This is a genomic window from Thioclava sp. F28-4 (genome assembly GCF_002020045.1).
Classification (GTDB): Bacteria; Pseudomonadota; Alphaproteobacteria; order Rhodobacterales; family Rhodobacteraceae; genus Thioclava; species Thioclava sediminum.
The window spans coordinates 1-20,111 of sequence record NZ_MPZQ01000003.1 but is presented as its reverse complement, the minus strand read 5'-3'; the positions used below and the strand labels follow the sequence as shown (position 1 = coordinate 20,111).

Genomic DNA, 20,111 nt, shown 5'->3' with positions numbered 1-20,111 from the left:
CCGGGATATTTTTGCCAAGAGGAAGGGGGCCGCCGCGCGATAAATTACCGTCGCGCAAGCTGCCCTCTTGCCAAGCGCGAAAACGCGTCCTAATGCCAACGGCATGACAGACCATCAGCGCCTCCTCATCATCGACTTCGGCTCTCAAGTCACGCAGCTGATTGCGCGGCGGCTTCGCGAGCTTAACGTCTATTGCGAAATCCATCCCTATCAGAACGTCACCGACGCCTTCCTGAAAGAGTTCGCCCCGAAAGCGATCATCTTCTCGGGCGGGCCGGATTCGGTCACGCGCGAGGGCTCTCCCCGGCCGCCGAAATCGGCCTATGAGCTGGGCGTGCCGATCCTCGGTATCTGCTACGGCCAGCAGGTGATGATGCAGGATCTGGGCGGTCTGGTGGAGGCCAAGCACGGCTCCGCCGAATTCGGGCGCGCCTATGTGACGCCGACCGAGACGCGGATCGATTTGCTGACCGGCTGGTTCATGGATGGCGCGGGCCGCGAGCAGGTCTGGATGAGCCATGGCGACCATGTCAGCCGTATCGCGCCGGGCTTCGAGGTCTATGGCACCTCGCCGGGCGCGCCTTACGCGATCACCGCCGATCTGAGCCGTCGCTTCTACGCTGTGCAGTTCCACCCGGAGGTGCATCACACGCCCAACGGCAAGACGCTCTATGAGAACTTCGTGCGCGACGCGGGTTTCACCGGCGACTGGACGATGGATGCCTATCGTGACGAGGCAATCCGCCAGATCCGCGAGCAGGTGGGCGACAGCCATGTCATCTGCGGCCTGTCGGGCGGCGTCGACAGCTCGGTCACCGCGATCCTGCTGCACGAAGCGATCGGCGATCAGCTGACCTGCGTCTTCGTGGATCATGGCTTGCTGCGGATGAACGAGGCCGAAGAAGTGGTCACGATGTTCCGCGACCATTACAACATCAAGCTGATCCATGCCGACGAGAGCGAGCTGTTCCTCGGCGAGCTGGAAGGCGTCACTGACCCTGAGGTCAAGCGCAAGACGATCGGGCGCCTCTTCATCGACGTGTTCCAGAAATATGCGGGCGAGATCGAGGATGCGAGCTTCCTCGCGCAGGGCACGCTTTATCCCGATGTCATTGAATCGGTGAGCTTCTCGGGCGGCCCTTCGGTCACGATCAAGTCGCACCACAATGTGGGCGGTCTCCCCGAGAAGATGGGCCTCAAGCTGGTCGAGCCGCTGCGCGAGCTGTTCAAGGACGAGGTCCGCGCGCTGGGTCACGAGCTGGGTCTGCCGGCGTCGTTCATCGGCCGTCACCCCTTCCCCGGCCCCGGCCTTGCGATCCGCTGCCCTGGCGAGATCACCCGCGACAAGCTGGAGATCCTGCGCAAGGCCGACGCGGTCTATATCGACCAGATCCGCAAGCACGGGCTTTATGACGAGATCTGGCAGGCTTTCGTTGCGATCCTGCCGGTGCGCACAGTTGGCGTGATGGGCGACGGGCGGACCTATGATTACGCCTGCGCCTTGCGCGCGGTGACCTCGGTCGACGGCATGACCGCGGATTACTACCCGTTCAGCCACGAGTTCCTCGGCGAGACCGCGACGCGGATCATCAACGAGGTGAAGGGCATCAACCGGGTGACCTACGACATCACCTCGAAGCCCCCCGGCACGATCGAGTGGGAGTGAGTTTCAGGCCCGCGTCCGAAAGGCGCGGGCCTTTTCTTTTGGGGAGACAAAGATGGCCGTCAAACTGACCGGGCGCCTGATCTGCGCCGATGCCGCCGAGGTGGGAATTGTCCGCGTTCACCTGCCCGAGCATATCGCGCTGACCCATGCCGAGCCGGGATGCGAGATGTTCGAAGTCAGGCAAGGAGCCGATCCGCTGGTCTTCACCGTCACGGAACGCTTCACCGACCGGGCCGCGTTCGAGGCGCATCAGGCGCGGACGAAGGCCTCGGAATGGGGCCGCGCGACCCAGGGGATCGCGCGGGACTATCAGATCGAGGAAGACTGAGCGGTTACAGGAAGGCGTCGGGCACTTCGGCCTTCTTGCGCGCGACATAAGCCGCCAGCGCCTCGGCGACGCTCGGATCCATGGCGGGCTGCTGATACTCGCTGAGCATCTTCTCCACCCGCTTCGTCGCCAGCGCCATCGTGTCGGGCGCGCCCTGCTCTTCCCAGGTCTCGAAGGGACGGTAATCGAGCAGTTTCGTGCGCCAGAACGCATCCTTGAAGTTCGCCTGCGTATGGGCGCAGCCGAGATAGTGACCGCCTGGCCCCACTTCGCGGATCGCATCCATCGCCTGACCGTTCTCCGAGATATCGACGCCTTTTGCGAGGCTGTGCAGGATGCCCAGCTGGTCGGCATCCATCACGAATTTCTCGTAGGACGAGACCAGACCGCCCTCCAGCCAGCCGCAGCCATGCAGCATGAAGTTCACACCCGCATAGAGCCCGTTATTGAGCGTATTCGCGGTCTCGTAAGCGGCCTGCGCATCGGGCAGCTTGGACCCGGTGAAACCGCCCGCCGAGCGATACGGCAGGTTCAGACGCCGCGCGAGCTGCCCCGCGCCCAGCGTGATCAGCGAGGCTTCCGGCGTGCCGAAGGTGGGCGCGCCCGAGTTCATGTCGATCGAAGTCACGAAGGCCCCGAAGATCACCGGCGCACCGGGACGGATCAGCTGGGAATAAGCCACGCCTGCCAGCACTTCGGCCAGCACCTGCGTCAGCGTGCCCGCGACCGAGACCGGCGCCATGGCACCACCGACGATGAAGGGCGAGATGATGCAGGCCTGGTTGGCCTTCGCATAGACCTCGAGCGCCCCCATCATCGTGGAGTCGAAGGTCAGCGGCGAGTTGATGTTGATGAGCGAGGTCATCACGGTGTTCTGGTCGACGAACTCGTCACCGAAGAGGATCTTCGACATCTCGACGCTGTCGGCGGCACGCGAGGGCTCGGTGACCGAGCCCATATAGGGCTTGTCGCTAAGCGTCATATGCGCGTGGAGCATGTCGAAATGACGCTTGTTCACCGCCACATCGGTCGGCTCGCAGACGGTGCCGCCGGAATGGTGGACCCATTTCGACATGTAGCCGAGTTTCACGAAGTTCCGGAAATCCTCGATCGTCGCGTAGCGGCGGCCACCCTGGCTGTCGCGCACGAAGGGAGGGCCGTAAACCGGGGCGATGACGAGGTTGCGCCCGCCGATCTCGACATTGCGCTCGGGGTTGCGGGCGTGCTGGGTGAATTGCGACGGCGCGGTCGCGCAGAGCTTGCGGGCAAGGCCGCGCGGGATCCGCACGCGCTCGCCTTCGATCGAGGCCCCGGCCTCGCGCCAGCGTTCCAGCGCTTCGGGGTTCTCGACGAAATTGACGCCAATCTCTTCGAGCACGGTTTCCGCGTTATGCTCGATGATCTCGAGGGCTTCCTCGTTCAGGATTTCCATGTCGGGGATGTTGCGCGTGATGAAGCGCGAGAACTCCACCTTCACGGCCGTGCGTTCGGCACGACGGGCTGCCCCGCCACCACCGCGCGCGCGACGCCCCACACGTTCACCCAGTTCCGAATCGGCCATGATTGCCTCCGCCCGTTTATCTCGCCTCAAACTAACGGGCAGAGGGATGCGCGATGGCCTGTTTGCGTCCGTCAGCGGTAGAGAAGCGACTGACCGTCCGCGAAGAGATGCACTTTGGACGGGTCGGCGCCGAGAGAAATCTCGGTATAGCGGCGGTCGTGATGGATGCCGGGCAGTTTGGCGATGATCGGGTCGTGACCGCCTTCGGCCTCGAAATAGAGAAGCGTCACCTCGCCCAGAGCTTCGACAATATCGACGCGACCGGTGTAGATCGCCGCGTCCTCGGTGGGCACGAAATCCTCGGGGCGCACCCCGATTTTCACGCGCCGCGACAGGTCCTCGGGACGCGTCGGAATGGTGGAGCGTGCGATGCCGCCGCCATCGAGTTTCACCGTGGTCATCTCGCCCGTCTCGGTGATCTCGCCCGACAGCAGGTTCATCGCGGGAGACCCGATGAACTGCGCGACGAACTCGTTGCGCGGCTGTTCATAAAGCTCCAGCGGCGTGCCGACCTGCGCGATCCCCTTATTCGCCAGCACGACGATCCGGGTCGCGAGCGTCATCGCCTCGACCTGATCGTGGGTGACGTAGATCATCGTGCGATCGGGCATCGCCTCTTTCAGTTGTGCGATCTCGATCCGGGTGGCGACGCGCAGCGCCGCATCGAGGTTCGAGAGCGGTTCGTCGAAGAGATAGACCTTCGGGTCGCGCACGATGGCGCGCCCGATGGCGACCCGCTGCCGCTGACCGCCCGAGAGCGCCTTCGGCAGACGGTCGAGATAGTCGGTCAGTTGCAGCATATCGGCCGCCTTATTGACGGCGGCATCGATCTCGTCCTTGCTCATCTTCGCGATCTTCAGGGCGAAGGCCATGTTGTCGCGCACCGTCATGTGCGGATAGAGCGCGTAGGACTGGAAGACCATCGCGATGCCGCGGTTCGAGGGCGGCACGTCATTCATCCGCACCCCGTCGATCTCGAGCGTGCCGCCCGTGATTTTCTCGAGCCCCGCGATCATCCGCAAAAGCGTCGATTTCCCGCAGCCCGAGGGGCCCACGAAGACGATCAGCTCGCCCGCTTTGATGTCGAGGTTGATGTTCTCGAGAACCGACACCTCGCCATAGCTTTTCGCGACGTTTTCCAGTTTGAGTTCGGCCATAGTCTCCCCCTCAGGCCTCGTGTTCGTCGAGGCGCAGAATGCTCGGCTGCCATGGGCCGAGATGCAAAGTGTGATCAGGCATCGGTCGGATCGAGCCCAGCTCGCCCCCGACCGTCACCCAGTTGCCCGGCGGAACGGTGGCGTTCACCGGATGATCGGACAGGTTGAAATAGCACAGGATCGTCTCCTCCTCGTTCCTGCGCGTGAAGACCAGCAGATCGCCGGAACAGTACATGTCCTCCATCGCGCCGGTCCGAAGCACGTCGTGATTGCGACGGAAGCCGATCGCGCGGCGGTAATGGTGCAGCAGCGACGCCGGATCGTGCTCGGCCACATCGGTCGCGATGTTCTGGTGCGTGGTGGGCACCGGCAGCCACGGGCGCGCCCGCGAGAAACCCGCATAGGCGGCGTCGCGTTCCCAGACCATCGGCGTACGGCAGCCATCGCGGCCCTTGAACTCCGGCCAGAACTCCTTGCCGTAAGGGTCTTGCAGGTCTTCGTAGGAAAGTTCCGCCTCCGGCAGACCGAGTTCCTCGCCCTGATAGAGACAGAGCGACCCGCGCAGGCACATCATCAGCGACGTATAGAGGCGCGCCGAGGCCGGCGTCAGCTGCCAGCGCGAGATATGGCGCTCCACGTCGTGGTTCGAATAGGCCCAGCAAACCCAGCCGTCCTTCGCAACCGCATCGACCTTGTCGAAGACGGATTTGAAGTAGCTCGCCTTGAGCGGTTCATGCCCGGAGAGCAGCTCGAACGCGTAGGACATCTGCATCTTGTCCGCGCCGGAGGTGTATTCGCCCAGGATCTCAAGCCCGCGCTGGCTGTCGCCCACCTCGCCCACGGCCGCGGCGTTGTAATTGTTCATCAGCGTCCGGAGCTTGCGCAGGAAGCGCAGGTTCTCGGGGTTGTTCTTGTCGTAGATGTGGCGCTGGTGATTGTAGGGGTTCACCTTGGGCGCGGTCTGGTCGTTACGCTCTTCCGGCGGCAGCGGCGGGTTATCGCGCAGCTCGTCGTCATGCATGTAGAAGTTGATCGTATCGAGGCGGAAGCCGTCGACGCCGCGCTCCAGCCAGAACTGCGCGACGTTGAGCAATTCCTGCGTCACTTCCGGGTTGTGGAAGTTCAGATCGGGCTGCTCCACGAGGAAGTTGTGCATGTAATACTGCTCGCGCCGGCTGTCCCAATGCCAGCCCGGACCGCCGAAGATCGACAGCCAGTTATTGGGCGGCGTGCCGTCGGGCTTGGGATCGGCCCAGACATACCAGTCGGCCTTCGGGTTGTCCCGGCTCGACCGGCTTTCCTGGAACCAGGGGTGCTGATCGGACGTGTGGCTCAGCACCAGATCGATCATCACCTTCAGACCCAGCGCATGGGCGGTCGCGATCACCTGATCGAAATCGGCGAGGCTACCGAACATCGGATCGACATCGGTGTAATCGCTGACGTCATAGCCGAAATCCTTCATCGGCGACGTGAAGAAGGGCGAAATCCAGACCGCATCCGCCCCGAGGCTCGCGACATGCGGCAGGCGCCTCACGATCCCCAGAAGGTCGCCGATGCCATCGCCATTGCTGTCCTGAAAGCTGCGCGGATAGATCTGGTAGATCACGGCCCCGCGCCACCAGTCTTCTTTCTTTGTAAGGGTTTTCATCAACCACCTTTAACCGAACCCGCCAGCAGACCGCGGACGAGATATTTCTGCATAGCGAAGAACACCAGAAGCGGCACGGCGATGGAGATGAAGGCGGCGGACGCCAGAATGCCCCAGTCGCCGCCGCGTGACCCCAGAAGGTCGTCGGCGATCTTCACAGTCATCACCTTCGAGGCGTCGTTCGCCGGAAGGAAGACCTTCGCGACAAGTAGGTCATTCCAGACCCAGAGGAATTGGAAGATTGCAAAAGAAGCAAGCGCCGGGAATGACAAAGGCAGCACGATTTTCATGAAGATCTGGAAATCGGTCGCCCCGTCGACCTTCGCGCTCTCGATGATGTCGCGCGGAAGACCGACCATGTAGTTGCGCAACAGGTAGATCGCGAGCGGCAAGCCGAACCCGGTATGGGCCAGCCATATCCCGAGGAAGCTTTGCCCGATGCCGATCTCCTGATGGAGCCGCAAAAGCGGCACCAGCGCGAGCTGCAGCGGCACGACCAGAAGGCCCACAACCGCTGCGATCAACAGGCCTCGGCCCGGAAACTCCATCCAGGCCAGCGCATAGGCCGCGAAGGCCGCGACGAGGATCGGGATGATCGTCGCCGGGATCGTCACCGTCAGCGTGTTCATGAAGGCCTGCCCCATGCCGTCGGAGAACAGCACGTTGCGGTAATTGGCCAGGGTGAATGCGGGCGGCATCTCGGCCACGAAATAGACCCGCGGGCCCGAGCCCTCGAAGCTCGTCTTCGACGTCGCCTTGTAGGTGCCGTCCTTGGCGACGCTCAGCGTGCCGCCATCGCCGGTATCGACCGTCTCGCCCGCCTTGTAGGCGCCCGGCTTGATGCCCGAGGTGCCGAAGGCGGTGATCGTCGTGCCCGCTTTCAGGTCGTTCGCGTTCTGCCCGTTATTGAGCAGATCGCCCTCGAGCACGTAGAGCCCGTCGACCTGTTTCTCACCGTCGGCCGGGATGCGGTCGCGGAAGGCTTTCTCCACCGAGAACGCCGCGTCCCACCAACCCGACTGGCTGATCTGGTCGGTCGTGCGGAAGGAGCTGACCAGCAGCCCCACCGTCGGCACCAGCCAGAGCACCACCATGAAGACGACCGAGAGTTGCACCGCCCAAGTCAGGCGCGATTTCTGTCCTGCGATAGCGGCCATCAGCGCGTCTCCCTACGGGCTTGAATGATGTTCCAGATCATCACCGGCAGCACGATGATCATGATGACGAAGGCCACAGCCGTCGCGCGCCCGTCATCGCGGAACATGTATTGCATCATGTAGCTGGGCAGGATCTGCGTGCCGAAATTCCCGCCGGTCGTGGCGTAGACGATGTCGAAGACCTTCAGCACGAGGATCGTGATCGTGGTCCAGACCACAACGATCGTCGGCATGATCTGCGGCACCTTGATCTTGAAGAACAGCTGGAACGGGTTCGCGCCATCCAGCACCGCGGCCTCGATCGTCTCCTCGGGGATGCCGCGCAGCGCGGCCGAGAGGATCACCATCGCGAAGCCGGTCTGGATCCAGATCAGGATCACCATCAGGAAGAAGTTGTTCCAGAACGGCACCTGCAAAGGATCGAGCGGCTGCATGTGGAAGGCCACGCGGATCGCGTTGATCATCCCGATATCGGGGTTCACCGCATAGACGAATTTCCAGATCAGCGAGGCGCCCACGAAGGAGATCGCCATCGGCATGAAGATCAGCGATTTCGCGATGTTACCCCATTTGATGCGGTCGGTAAGCTGCGCTGCCAGCAGACCGAGGAAGGTCGCGAGCGCGGGCACCACCAGCACCCAGAGGAAGTTGTTGAACACGGCCTGACGGAAGCTCGGATCCATCGCGAGCCGTTCGTAATTGCCAAGGCCGACGAAAGTGCCGCCGTCCCGGTTGAACAGCGAGCGCCAGAACGAGCCCACCACCGGATAGGCGAGATACAAACCGAGCGCGAAGATCGCCGGGAACAGGAACAGCCAGGGGCGGACCATGTTCGCGCGGTTGATATTGCGCCCCGGGTCTTTGCCGCTCGGCGGGAAGATGACTTTGTCGAGGACGATATTCGCGGCGTAGAAATAGGCGACGCAGCCGCCCACCCCAAGCGCGATCGTAATCAGACCCTGCAAGATCGGTGACATCTGGCCCCTCCCCGAACCGGCGTGAAAAGATGCGAACGCCCCCGGAGAACGGCTCCGGGGGCGCAGGCGTTACTTACTTCTGGATGCTGTCCCAGCGCTTCTGAACCGCGTCTGCGGCCTCTTGCGCGGTCTCGTCACCGGTGGTGTAGGCGACCATCGCCTTCCAGAACGCGTCGGTGCCGATCTCGCCCGGCATCTGGTCCGACCCGTCGAAGCGAAAGGTCGTCGCGTCCAGCAGGATCGAGTTCATGTGACGCTGCACGTCATTGGCGAAGGCCGCCGGATTGACGTTCTTGTTCGGCGTCAGGAAGCCCGATTGCGCCATCCAGATTTCCGAGGCGATCGGCGTCTCGAGGAACTTCACGAAGGCTTCGGCCGCCTTGGAATCCTTGGTGATGCCGAACATCGTGCCCGCACCGAGGACCGGCTTGCCCAGATCCTTGCTGGCATAGGACGGGAAGTAGAAAAAGTTCACGTCCTGACCCACCTTGGTCCCATCGGGGAAGAAGGTCGGGATGAAGCTCGCCTGCTTGTGCATGTAGCATTTCGGCGGGAAGTCGAAGAGACCTTTCGGGCTGTCGCGGAAGTCGGTGGTGGCCACCGCCTGCTCGCCGCCTTCGGCGAAGCCGGGGGTCTTGGCGAACCAGCCGTAATCCTTGATCGCCTCGACGACCTTGGGATCGTTGAACTTCAGCTTGTTGGTGACCCAGTCGTCATAGGTCTCGGGCGACTGCGTGCGCAGCATGAAATCCTCGACCCAGTCGGTCGCGGGCCAGCCGGTCGCAGCCCCGGAGCCCAGACCGATGCACCACGGGGTGCCGCCATCGGCCTTGATCTGCTCGGTCAGCGCCTTGAGGTCCTCCATCGTCTCGGGAACCTTGTAGCCCGCTTCCTTGAAGTTCTCCGGCACGTACCAGACGAGCGATTTCAGGTCCGCCTTGAACGGGAAAGTAAAGGTGTGGTTCTCGCCATCCTTGCCCTTGTAGGTCGACAGATCCTCCCAGGACTTCCCGGCGGCGTAATTGTTCTTGATCCAGTCACCCGTGCCATCGGGCATCGCCGTCAGGTAGCCCTGCTTGGCCATGTCGGAGGCGAGGCCCGGCTGCGGGAAGACCGCGATGTTCGGCGGCGTGCCAGCCTTCGCGGCGATCACAATGTCCTGCTCGAAGCTTTCCGAACCGGAGTAGTTCACCTTGGCGCCGGTCGCGGCCGAGAAATAGGCCAGAACGCTCTCGAAAAGCGCCTTGTCGTTGCCCGTCCACGGGCCGGTGATCGTGAGCGTCTCGCCGCTCAGATCGGTGTCGTTCTTGAATTGATCGTAGCTCGCCCAGTCAAACTTGTCGGCATCGCTGCCCGGCGCGAATTTGAGATCCTGCGCGTGAGCGAGCCCCGCCGACAGCGCGAGCGCCGCGATCCCAAGCATCAGATGTTTGGTCATGAAATCCTCCCGGTGTGTCGCGCTTTTTGGCCCAAGGCGACTCGCCCGCCCAAAGCGCTTTGGACAGCTCCGACCGTTTCAGAGCCTCGCGAAGAAGTCAATTGTGCCTGCTCACGCTAAAATCAATTCCGCTTTATATCCTCATGACTTACCCAGAAGTTTATGCCGCATCGCAGCATATGCCGCGCCGCACGCGCATCATTGACGCCGTTAGATGCGCACCCTACCCTCTCGATAATCCAAAGCGGTTTGGCTCATGAATCTCAAGACATTGGCACTCGAATTGGGGCTGTCGCCCACCACTGTGAGTCGCGCGCTCAACGGCTACCCGGAAGTGTCCGAGGCCACGCGGCGTCGGGTGCGCGAAGCGGCAGAGGCCGCCAATTATCATCCCAACACGCAGGCCAAGCGCCTCGCGACGGGCCGTGCGATGGCCATCGGCCACATCATTCCGATCTCGGACCGCCACGAGATCGTGAATCCGGTTTTCGCGGATTTCATCGCGGGTGCCGGTGAAGTCTATGCGCGTGCGGGTTACGATATGGTCATGACCATCGTGCCCGACGATTCCGAGGCCCGCGCCTATGCCGAGCTGCGCTCGAAAGGGAATGTGGACGGCGTGCTGATTCACGCGCCCAAGGTCGAGGATCACCGGATCGCCATGCTCGACACGCTTGGGATGCCCTACGTTCTGCACGGGCGGGTCAGCGGATCGGATTCCGCCTTCAGCTGGGTCGATGTGAACAACAAGCGCGCTTTCGAACGGGCGACGAATTTCCTGCTCGACCTGGGGCATCGCCGGATCGCGCTGATCAACGGTATCGGTGAGATGGATTTCGCCCGCAGGCGCCGGCGCGGCTATGAGGCGGCGCTCAAAGCGCGCGACATGGCAATCGACCCGGCTCTGATCGTCGAGGGCGAGATGACCGAAGCGCAGGGCCATGATGCGGCGCGCGAGATGCTGCAATGGCCCGACCCGCCGACGGCCTTCCTGACCGCCTCGCTACTCTCCGCGATGGGCGCGCGGCGCGGGATCGAAGAGGCCGGGTTGGTGATGGGGCGCGATGTCTCGATCGTGACCCATGACGACGAGCTGGGTTACCTGAAAAACGGCACGGCGGAAGAGCCGATCTTTACCGCGACGCGCTCCTCGGTGCGCGAGGCGGGACGGCGCTGCGCGGCGCTTCTGATCGAACAGATCGAGAGCGGCGACCGCAGCCCGCGCCATGAATTGATGGAGGCGGTTCTGGTCGTCGGCCAGTCCACAGGTCCGGTCCCCACGCAATGAGGCGCGCTGCGCCCGAGTTGAAACCAATTTTATATACAGGATGAAGATGCTCCCGAAACGCGCTGATTTTCCTGCCGATTTCCAATTCGGCGTCGCCACCTCCTCCTATCAGATCGAGGGTCATTCCTTCGGCGGTGCGGGCCCCACCCATTGGGACACTTTCGCCGCCACGCCGGGCAATGTCGTGCGCGCCGAGAACGGTGCGGTCGCCTGCGACCACTATCACCGCTGGGAGGAAGACCTCGACCTGATCGCCAATGCAGGGTTCGACATCTACCGCTTCTCGACGTCGTGGGCGCGGGTCATGCCGGAAGGCCGAGGCCCGGTGAACCGCGAGGGGCTGGATTTCTACGACCGGCTGGTCGACGGAATGTTGGAGCGTGGCCTCAAACCGGCGCTTACCCTCTATCACTGGGAATTGCCCGCCGCGCTCGCCGACAAGGGCGGCTGGCGCAATCGCGACATCGCCTCGTGGTTCGCCGATTTCACGCAGGTGATCGCGGATCGCCTCGGCGACCGCATCTGGTCCGCCGCCCCGATCAACGAGCCCTGGTGCGTCGGTTGGCTCAGCCATTTCCTCGGCCATCACGCACCGGGCCTGCGCGACATCCGCGCCACGGCCCATGCGATGCATCACGTGCTGCTCGCCCATGGCAAATCGATCCGGGTGATGCGCTCACATGGGATGAAGAACCTCGGCGCGGTGTGCAATCTCGAATACCCGATCCCCGCCGACGAGACGCCCGAGGCCGCGGCGGCCGCCAATCTCTATGACGCCTATTACAACCGCTTCTTCGTGGAGGGCATCTTCAAGGGCCGCTATCCGGATGAGGTGATGGAGGCCTTCGCCCCGCATATGCCGCATAACTGGGAAGACGATTTCGCTCTGATCGGCGAGAAGCTCGACTGGCTCGGCCTCAATTACTACACCTGCAAGCGCATCGCGCCTACCGAGGGACCTTGGCCTGCGCATCATGAGGTCGACGGCCCGCTGCCCAAGACCGCTATGGGATGGGAGATTTATCCCGAGGGGCTCTATCAGTTCCTGACCCGTCTCGCGCGCGACGACACCGGCGATCTGCCGCTCTACGTGACCGAAAACGGCATGGCCGCGCCCGATGTGGTCGAAGACGGCAAGGTCGAGGACCCGCATCGCATCGCCTATTACCGAGACCACCTCGCCGCCGTGCAGCGTGCGATAGCCGAGGGCGTGCCGGTAAAGGGCTATATCGGCTGGTCGCTGATGGACAATTACGAATGGGCCCTGGGATACGAGAAGCGCTTCGGGCTCGTCCATGTGGACTTCGACAGCTTGCAGCGCACCCCCAAAGCGTCCTATCTGGCATGGAAAGACGCATTGGGGAGCCGCGGATGAGCGATCAAATCACCCTGCTGGCCGATATCGGCGGCACCAATACACGCGTGGCGATGGCCCGCGACGGCAAGCTGATCCATGCCACGATCCGCCGCTTCTCGAACAAGGGGCGCGGGGCGCTGGAGGACATCCTCGAGGAGTATATCCGCGACGAGGATTGCGGCGAGATCGCGGGCGCCTGCGTGGCTGCCGCCGGTCCGGTGCGCGACGACGTGGCCGAAATGACCAATCTCGCCTGGGTGATCCGCGCCGATAATATCGCGCGGCTGACCGGGACCGATCATGTCTTCGTGCTCAACGATCTGCAGGCGCAGGGCCATGCGCTGGGAAGCCTCGCCGACGATGCCGTGCATTCGATTCTGCCCGGCCTGCCCGCGAAGGAAGGCTCTGCACGACTGGTGGTCGGCATCGGCACCGGGTTCAACGCAGCCCCCGTGCATGAGGGCCCCGGCGGGCGCGTCGTGCCGCCCTCCGAGGCAGGGCACACCACCTTGCCGATCGAGACCGAGGAGGATTTCGCGCTCAAGACCTATCTCGATGCGAAGCACGATTTCGCCAGTGTCGAGCACGTCGTGTCGGGACGCGGTCTGGAACGGCTTTACGCCTATCTCAGAGGCGAGGACGACGCGACCACCTCGGGCCAAGAGATCCTCGAAGCGATCACCCGCGGCGAAGAGACGGCCGTCGCGGCCGGGCAGCTTTTCGTACAGATGCTGGGCCGGGTCGTGGGCGATCTGGCGCTGACCCACCTGCCCTTCGGCGGCATCTACCTGATCGGTGGGGCGGCACGCGGCGTCGTCCCGTGGCTCGACGAGTTCGGTTTCGCCGAGGCGATGCAGGCCAAGGGGCGCTTCTCGGAATTCCTGCGCGCCTTCCCGGTCAGCGTGGTCGAAGACGACTACGCAGCGCTTCAGGGCTGCGCCTCCTATCTTTCTTCGCGCATGGTGCGATAGGCGCGTTTCCGTCAAGGCTATTTTAACGGCTTGGGCGTAGACCTCTTTCACGGATGTGTTTGAAAGAGGTTGCCGATGCGTACGCTCTGCCTTCGTGACTTTGTGGTGGCGCCATGACCGCGTTTGCCCTGCCCGACCGGATCGACCTTGCGACCGTGCGCCCCTTGCAAGCGTCGCTGCAATGCGTGGCGACGGAAGATGTCGCCCTCGATGCCTCCAGCGTGACCCATTTCGGCGCGCTGGGGCTGCAACTGCTGCTTTCTGCGGCGAAGACTGCCCGCATCGCAGGTCACCGCCTCGAGATCGCCGACAGTTCGGAGGCGTTCGACAGCGCCCTGACCCGGTTCGGACTCTCGCGTGAGGATCTTCAGCACCTCCCGGATGCGGAGGCCCCATGTCACTGAAAGTTCTCGCGGTCGATGACAGTCGCACCATTCGCGACATGCTCAAGCTCACCCTCGAACATGCCGGGATGGAGCTTTACCTCGCCGAAGACGGCGTGCACGGGCTGGAGGTGCTCGACGGGCTGGAGCCTGACGCGATCATCTCCGACATCAACATGCCGCGCCTCGACGGATTCGGCTTCATCGAGGCCGTGCGCGGGCAGGACCGCCACCGCGCGACCCCGATCCTCGTCCTCACCACCGAATCCGCGGCCGAGCTGAAAGCCCGCGCCCGCGCCGCCGGGGCAACCGGCTGGATCGTGAAGCCCTTCGACCCGACCAAACTGGTCAAGGCGCTCAACATGGTTGCCGGATAAGGAGTGCGACATGTCCGACCCGATGGCAGAAATCAAGGCGTCCTTCTTCATCGAATGTGAAGAGCTGCTCGAAAGCCTGCAAGACGCGCTCTCCGACCTCGACGAGGGCGCTGACGATGGCGAAACGATCAATGTCGTCTTCCGGGCAGTCCATTCGATCAAGGGCGGCGCAGGCGCGTTCGGTCTCGATGCGCTGGTCGCTTTTGCGCATCGGTTCGAAACCGTTCTGGACGAGCTACGCGCCGGGAGGCTCGACCTGACGCCTGAGGCGGTGAAACTCTTTTTTCAGGCGGCCGATCTACTTGCAGACGAAATCCACGCCGCGCGCGACGCGTCTCCCGAACCCGAGGCCGCCGAGGAGTGCCTTCAGGCGCTTGAGGCGCTTTTGGGGGATCGCGGACCTTCACATACGGCTGATGCGGAAGACGAGGTGGAGGCGGCGGACTTCCAGCCGATGGGCCTCGCGTTCGACCTCGACTTCGATTTTACGCCCGAGGACGCGTCCCCGACCGGCTTCACCCTGCAGTTCCGCCCCGACGGCGCGCTCTATGCCTCAGGTAACGAGCCGCTGCAGCTCCTCCGCGCCCTCGCCGAGATCGCGGAGGTCTCGACCACGACCAACGCATCGGTGGTTCCGCCACTTGATGCGCTCGACCCTGAGGAGAACCATCTCAGCTGGACCGTCCAGATCACTGGGGATGTAACGGAAGACGAAATCCGGGAAGTGTTCGAATTTGTCGAAGACGTCTGCCAGATCGATATTTCGCCGATCCTCGATAAACGGGAGACGCCCCTCCCGGATCTCCCCGAAATAGATGGCGAACCGTCAGGCGTCACTGAGGAAGATGAGAATCTGGAATCCGAGGCGGAGAGGGATACATCCGGTCCCGTCGATCCCGCGCCGCCCCCAACCAATGAGACAGCGGAGATCGCAACCGAAGCTCCCGCGCGCACGCATGATCCGGCCCCGACAGAGCAACAAGCGGAGGCCGCGAAGCCCTCCGCCGCTCAGCCTACGGCAGCCAACACCGCTCCCGCGGCAGAGCCCGGCGCCACCGTGCGCGTCGATATCGAGCGCATCGACCGGTTGGTGAACCTCGTCGGCGAATTGGTGATCAACCAAGCCATGCTTGCTCAATCCGTCGCCGAATCCGGTCTGCCGCCCAATTCCGCCGTGAATACCGGGCTCGAAGCCTTCATGATGCTGACCCGTGACATTCAGGACAGCGTGATGATGATCCGCGCTCAGCCGGTCAAGCCGCTGTTCCAGCGGATGGCCCGGATCGTGCGCGAAGCCTCTTCAGCGATCGGCAAGGATGTCCGTCTCAAAACCGAAGGTGAAACAACCGAGGTCGACAAGACTGTCATCGAGCGCCTCGCCGATCCGCTCACCCATATGATCCGAAACGCCGTCGATCACGGCCTCGAATCCCCCGACAGACGCGAAGCCGCTGGCAAAGCGCGCGAAGGAGTCGTCACCCTCTCCGCTCAACACCGCTCCGGCCGCGTCGTGATCGAAGTTAGTGATGACGGTGGTGGCATCGACCGCAAGAAGGTCTTCGAAAAAGCCATCGAAAAGGGGCTTGTCACCCCGGATGCTCAGCTTTCCGATAGCGAAATCGACAACCTTCTCTTCCTGCCCGGTTTCTCCACTGCGGACCAGGTTTCCGCGCTCTCTGGCCGCGGCGTCGGCATGGATGTTGTGAAAAGCTCGATCCAGTCCCTCGGCGGTCGAATTTCAATCACCTCTGAACCTGGTAAAGGCAGCTGCTTCTCGATCTCCCTGCCACTGACCCTAGCCGTGCTCGACGGCATGGTCGTCAATGTCGCGGGCGAAACCCTCGTGGTCCCGCTCTCCTCGATCCTTGAGACTGCGACGCTCACAAGCGAAGATATCCGCGCGCTCGGCCCGTCGACCAACGTCATCCATCTGCGGGGCGCCTTCGTGCCTCTTTTCGATCTCGGTGCCGAACTCGGATATCGCGCACCTAAGCGCTCGTATAGCGGCGACGTCGTTCTGCTCACCGCTCAGGAAGATGGCGCCCGTTCCGCCCTCGTCGTCGATTCAATTCTCGAGCAGCGCCAGGTCGTCATCAAGGGTCTGCAGCAGTCCTACGGTCACATCCCGGGCGTCGCTGCCGCCACGATTCTTGGCGACGGTCAAATCGCGCTCATTCTCGACCCCGCTGATCTCGTCCAATCCGCATCGGGCAACACCCGCGCCATTGATCTCTCACTCGCAGGATAAGCCATGACCGAAGACACCATGCCGAAAACCGAAGCCGCAGAGGTTGAGCTTCTCTCTTTCCGACTCGGCGATGAAGAATACAGCGTCGACATCATGTCCGTGCGCGAAATTCGAGGTTGGACCCGGGCGACGCCGCTCCCGCACGCCCCCGCATTTGTACGCGGCGTGATCAACTTGCGAGGTACCGTTCTACCTGTCGTCGACCTTTCCATCCGGCTCGGTATGGAACCGGTCGCCGGTGACGCACGCAACGTGATCATTGTCGTCCAGGTCGGCAGCCAAACCGCAGGGCTTCTCGTCGATGCGGTCTCGGACATACTCGCCCTGCCCCGCTCTGAAATGCAATCTCCGCCCGACCTTAATGCCGACATTTCGCAACGATACATCTCGGCGCTCACTATCGTAGAAGGCCGGATGATCAGGATTCTCGATCTCACGTCCGTGTTGCCACAAGAGGCGATCGAAGCTGCATGAACGTGCCCCTGTCCACATTGGGGCAGGTCGCACCGACCGAGTCCGAATTCAGAGCTATCGCTCAGCTCCTGCACGAGACGACGGGCATTGTGCTTGCGCCCGGAAAATCTTCGATGGTGCAAAGCCGTCTTGCAAAGAGACTTCGGACCTTGGGGCTCGCGCAATACAAAGACTATATCGCTCTCGTGACCTCCGAATCTGGTCGCGAAGAGCGTCGACAAATGGTGTCCGCACTCACCACAAACGTGACCCATTTCTTCCGCGAGAACCATCATTTCGAATCTTTGCGCCGTATCGTTCTTCCCACCCTCTTGGAAACTGCAAGGAATGGTGGTCGCGTTCGGCTCTGGTCTGCGGGATCGTCGAACGGACAAGAAGCCTATTCGATAGCCATGACGATTGCCGAATGCGCGCCTGATTTTGCGAAGCTAGACCTTCGGATACTCGCAACCGACATCGACCCTCTTATGATCGCAGCAGGGTCGAAGGGTTTCTATCCCGCGACCGCAGTTGCAGCTGTGCCCGAGACTTTGCGAAAGAAATATTTCCGACCGGAGGGTGAAGACTTTCAGATCATCTCAGAGCTCCGCGATATCGTGAAGTTTCGCGAACTCAATCTTCACGATCCTTGGCCAATGCGCGGAAAATTTGACGTGATCTTCTGCCGCAACGTCGTCATCTATTTCGCGCCCGAGGCACAAGTCAGTCTTTGGAAACGGTTTGAGGAACAGCTAGCGCCAGGCGGATACTTGTTTGTTGGCCATTCGGAAAGGGTGACAGATGGCGATCAGTCTAAACTCAGAACAGCTGGTGTCACCTCTTATAAACTGACTTAACCTAACTGGACAGGATCGCATTTTATGGCATTACGAGACCAATTACGCATCCTCGTGGTCGATGACATGTCGACAAGCCGCGGGCTCATCATGCAGGCGCTTGACGCGATGGGAATCCGGCAGGTCGGATACGCAACCGACGGCAAAAGCGCGCTCCAGATCCTCGAAGCCAAGCCTGTCCATCTTGTGATTTCTGACTATAACATGCCGGGAATGGACGGACTGCAATTCCTTCAGGCGATGCGAAAGGATGCTCGCACAAAGGGGTTAGGCTTCATCCTGATCACCGGGCGGGCCGATCCTGAAGTCATCGATACGGGTCGACGGTTCGGGATGAATAACTTCATCAAGAAACCGTTCACTCCGCCCGAACTAAAAGCGTGTATTGAAGCAGTTGTAGGACGTTTGTAATGCAACAGCAGGCACGCCGAGTTCCGCTTGCTGATCTAACTGCGCGCGTCGGGCGTGAACTGGAAGCGCTCGCTCGCATGTCGATTTCACTCCAGCGTGCCCTTTCGGCGAGCGGGATCGACAGCAGCCTTGCTCCGCAGATCATTCGCGAGTTACAGAGCATTGATCGCATCAGCCAATCGCTCGAAGATCTCGGGGTGTTCGTCAGCACACTAGCTGAACAGATTTCACCCGACTTAGCCTGTGATGCGGACCCAATTTTCGCCTCGCTTCGACTTCAAGATCTCGCTGATGCACTCGATCCGCAGCACTTCACGGAAATTGAAACGCGCGCCTCAGAAGGTGACGTCAGTTGGCTTTGATTGAATAGCCCCGTGTATCGTCGACGCCTTCTTTGCTAATTTTGAAGCAAGGAGGCCATGATGAGCAGCGACCCACGTTCAGCGACGATTTCAAGCGAGATGCCGTCGCGCAGCTCTCGGAGAGGAGTTACCCGTTCAGGGAGGTAGCCGAGCGCTTGGGCGTGAGCCAATACTCCCTCTACTTCTGAAAGAAGATGTTCTCGAAAGCCTCGACTGGCGACGCGGAGAAGGATGCCGAGATCCGTCGGCTCAAGCGTGACCTCCTGAGAGTGACGGAGGAGCGGGACATTAAAAAAAAGTGCGAGCCATTGTCCGCCATTGGTCCGAGGACAATGGCGAGCGCCTATTTCGCCAGGGATGCCACGTGAGATACGCGTTCGTGGCCGAGCATCGCGGGCAGTTCTCTATTCGGGCGATGTGGCGTTGCTTACGTATCCAGCCGAGTGGCTTCTACGCGTGGCTGAAGGCCCCACTGAGCAAGCGAGCTCGAGAAGACGAGCGGCAGATTGCGCTGCTGAAGGAGGCGTGGGTGGAAAACGGCAAAGTCTGTGGTCACCGCAAGCTACATGACGACCTTCTGGAGCAGAGCGAAAGCATCTGCCTGAACCGGGTCGCCCTTTTGGCCAGGCTGGCGGGCATAAAGGCGCAGATCGACAACACTCTAGACCGACAGTTCAGCGTGGCGACACCGGATAAGGCCTGGGTGACCGAGATTTCCTATCCGCAAACAGGAAGGTTTCGCCTATCTCGCCGTGGTCATTGATGGTCGTCAGGAAAACGATCCCCCGGATCGTTTTCTCATCCTCATCTATCTCGCGTCGTGTCGTCGGCTGGGTAATGCAGAGCCGCCAGACGACAGACGTTGTCCTGCAAGCGCTATTCATGGCGCCATGCCGGAGGAAACCCCGCGCAAAGGTTTTGTGACCAGCCACGGGATTTTTCCTCCACCATCGATTGGAGACCGACCCAACTTGAGGATGGACAATGAAGCGAATGAGATTCACGGACGAGCAGATCATCGGCATCCTGGCCGAACACGAGGCAGGCGTGAAGTGCGCGGACCTGTGCCGCAAGCACGGCGTGTCGGAAGGGAGCTTCTATAACTGGAAGGTGAAGTTCGGCGGCATGACGGTGCCGGAGGCAAAGCGGCTGAAGACGCTCGAAGACGAGAACGCCAAACTGAAGAAGCTGCTGGCCGAGCAGATGCTGGACTTGGCGGCGAAGAAGGAACTGGTTTCAAAAAAGTGGTGACGATAAGCCATGTCATGCCATTGGTCCGAGGACAATGGCGAGGGGCACGGAACTGACCTCCAACGCCATCCTGCGGTGGTGTGCCGAGCACCGGATCGAATGGCACTACATCGCGCCGAGCAAGCCGATGCGAGACACGGCTTCGTGGAGAGTTTCATGTATAGACGGCCCCGCGGGCGCAAGTGTTTTGAACGTGATCTTCATCGGCCGGTGCGTTC

General features: G+C 61.9%; 18 protein-coding genes and 2 pseudogenes. 14 read left to right on the top strand and 6 right to left on the bottom strand.

Features of this window, described 5'->3' with window-relative positions:
- Positions 1–103: 103 nt before the first annotated feature.
- Positions 104–1,666, top strand: coding sequence for a glutamine-hydrolyzing GMP synthase (gene guaA, locus BMI87_RS07780; protein WP_078520622.1), 1,563 nt, complete (start codon positions 104–106; stop codon positions 1,664–1,666).
- 52 nt (positions 1,667–1,718) lie between these two features.
- Complete coding sequence (locus tag BMI87_RS07775) at positions 1,719–1,994, top strand: putative quinol monooxygenase (protein WP_078520621.1); 276 nt, start codon at positions 1,719–1,721, stop codon at positions 1,992–1,994.
- 4 nt (positions 1,995–1,998) lie between these two features.
- On the opposite strand, the gene BMI87_RS07770 is transcribed toward BMI87_RS07775, so the two are convergent.
- The 6 genes from BMI87_RS07770 to BMI87_RS07745 all read right to left on the bottom strand — a co-directional run bounded on the left by BMI87_RS07770 (position 1,999) and on the right by BMI87_RS07745 (position 9,935).
- Positions 1,999–3,555, bottom strand: coding sequence for a trimethylamine methyltransferase family protein (locus BMI87_RS07770; RefSeq protein ID WP_078520620.1), 1,557 nt, complete (start codon positions 3,553–3,555; stop codon positions 1,999–2,001).
- Positions 3,556–3,626: 71 nt separating this feature from the next.
- Positions 3,627–4,712 carry an ABC transporter ATP-binding protein gene (locus tag BMI87_RS07765; protein ID WP_078520619.1) on the bottom strand — a complete coding sequence of 362 codons (1,086 nt, stop codon included), beginning with the start codon at positions 4,710–4,712 and terminating at the stop codon, positions 3,627–3,629.
- Positions 4,713–4,722: 10 nt separating this feature from the next.
- On the bottom strand, positions 4,723–6,363 hold the full coding sequence (locus BMI87_RS07760; protein WP_078520618.1) for an alpha-glucosidase: 1,641 nt from the start codon (positions 6,361–6,363) through the stop codon (positions 4,723–4,725).
- The gene (locus tag BMI87_RS07755) at positions 6,363–7,520 is read right to left on the bottom strand and encodes a carbohydrate ABC transporter permease (protein ID WP_078520617.1); all 1,158 of its coding nucleotides are present in this window, start codon (positions 7,518–7,520) and stop codon (positions 6,363–6,365) included. Before BMI87_RS07755 ends, BMI87_RS07760 begins: the two co-directional genes overlap by 1 nt.
- Positions 7,520–8,497, bottom strand: a complete 978-nt coding sequence (locus BMI87_RS07750) for a carbohydrate ABC transporter permease (protein ID WP_078520616.1) — start codon at positions 8,495–8,497, stop codon at positions 7,520–7,522. Before BMI87_RS07750 ends, BMI87_RS07755 begins: the two co-directional genes overlap by 1 nt.
- Positions 8,498–8,570: 73 nt before the next feature.
- Positions 8,571–9,935 (bottom strand): ABC transporter substrate-binding protein, encoded by a 1,365-nt coding sequence (locus BMI87_RS07745; RefSeq protein WP_078520615.1) that lies wholly within the window; start codon positions 9,933–9,935, stop codon positions 8,571–8,573.
- 256 nt (positions 9,936–10,191) lie between these two features.
- On the opposite strand from BMI87_RS07745, the gene BMI87_RS07740 reads away from it, so the two are divergent.
- The 12 genes and pseudogenes from BMI87_RS07740 to BMI87_RS07680 all read left to right on the top strand — a co-directional run.
- Entirely contained in the window at positions 10,192–11,223 is a 1,032-nt protein-coding gene (locus tag BMI87_RS07740) for a LacI family DNA-binding transcriptional regulator (protein ID WP_078520614.1), read from the top strand.
- 46 nt (positions 11,224–11,269) lie between these two features.
- Positions 11,270–12,598, top strand: coding sequence for a GH1 family beta-glucosidase (locus BMI87_RS07735; protein WP_078521026.1), 1,329 nt, complete (start codon positions 11,270–11,272; stop codon positions 12,596–12,598).
- Complete coding sequence (locus BMI87_RS07730) at positions 12,595–13,551, top strand: ROK family protein (protein ID WP_078520613.1); 957 nt, start codon at positions 12,595–12,597, stop codon at positions 13,549–13,551. The genes BMI87_RS07735 and BMI87_RS07730 overlap by 4 nt, the downstream gene beginning before the upstream one ends.
- Positions 13,552–13,664: 113 nt before the next feature.
- Positions 13,665–13,955 (top strand): STAS domain-containing protein, encoded by a 291-nt coding sequence (locus tag BMI87_RS07725; protein ID WP_078520612.1) that lies wholly within the window; start codon positions 13,665–13,667, stop codon positions 13,953–13,955.
- On the top strand, positions 13,946–14,311 hold the full coding sequence (locus BMI87_RS07720; RefSeq protein ID WP_078520611.1) for a response regulator: 366 nt from the start codon (positions 13,946–13,948) through the stop codon (positions 14,309–14,311). Before BMI87_RS07725 ends, BMI87_RS07720 begins: the two co-directional genes overlap by 10 nt.
- A gap of 10 nt (positions 14,312–14,321) precedes the next feature.
- Positions 14,322–16,559 (top strand): chemotaxis protein CheA, encoded by a 2,238-nt coding sequence (locus tag BMI87_RS07715; RefSeq protein WP_078520610.1) that lies wholly within the window; start codon positions 14,322–14,324, stop codon positions 16,557–16,559.
- Positions 16,560–16,562: 3 nt separating this feature from the next.
- A complete protein-coding gene (locus BMI87_RS07710) occupies positions 16,563–17,033 on the top strand; it encodes a chemotaxis protein CheW (protein WP_078520609.1) in 471 nt (156 codons plus the stop codon).
- Positions 17,030–17,869, top strand: a complete 840-nt coding sequence (locus BMI87_RS07705; RefSeq protein WP_078520608.1) for a protein-glutamate O-methyltransferase CheR — start codon at positions 17,030–17,032, stop codon at positions 17,867–17,869. Before BMI87_RS07710 ends, BMI87_RS07705 begins: the two co-directional genes overlap by 4 nt.
- A gap of 24 nt (positions 17,870–17,893) precedes the next feature.
- The gene (locus tag BMI87_RS07700; RefSeq protein WP_078520607.1) at positions 17,894–18,280 is read left to right on the top strand and encodes a response regulator; all 387 of its coding nucleotides are present in this window, start codon (positions 17,894–17,896) and stop codon (positions 18,278–18,280) included.
- Positions 18,280–18,642 carry a hypothetical protein gene (locus tag BMI87_RS07695; protein ID WP_078520606.1) on the top strand — a complete coding sequence of 121 codons (363 nt, stop codon included), beginning with the start codon at positions 18,280–18,282 and terminating at the stop codon, positions 18,640–18,642. The genes BMI87_RS07700 and BMI87_RS07695 overlap by 1 nt, the downstream gene beginning before the upstream one ends.
- Before the next feature lie 41 nt (positions 18,643–18,683).
- Positions 18,684–19,563, top strand: a pseudogene (locus tag BMI87_RS22025) (transposase); the annotation flags it as partial.
- Positions 19,564–19,626: 63 nt separating this feature from the next.
- Positions 19,627–19,887 (top strand): annotated as a pseudogene (locus BMI87_RS07680) (transposase); the annotation flags it as partial.
- Between the last annotated feature and the right edge of the window lie 224 nt (positions 19,888–20,111).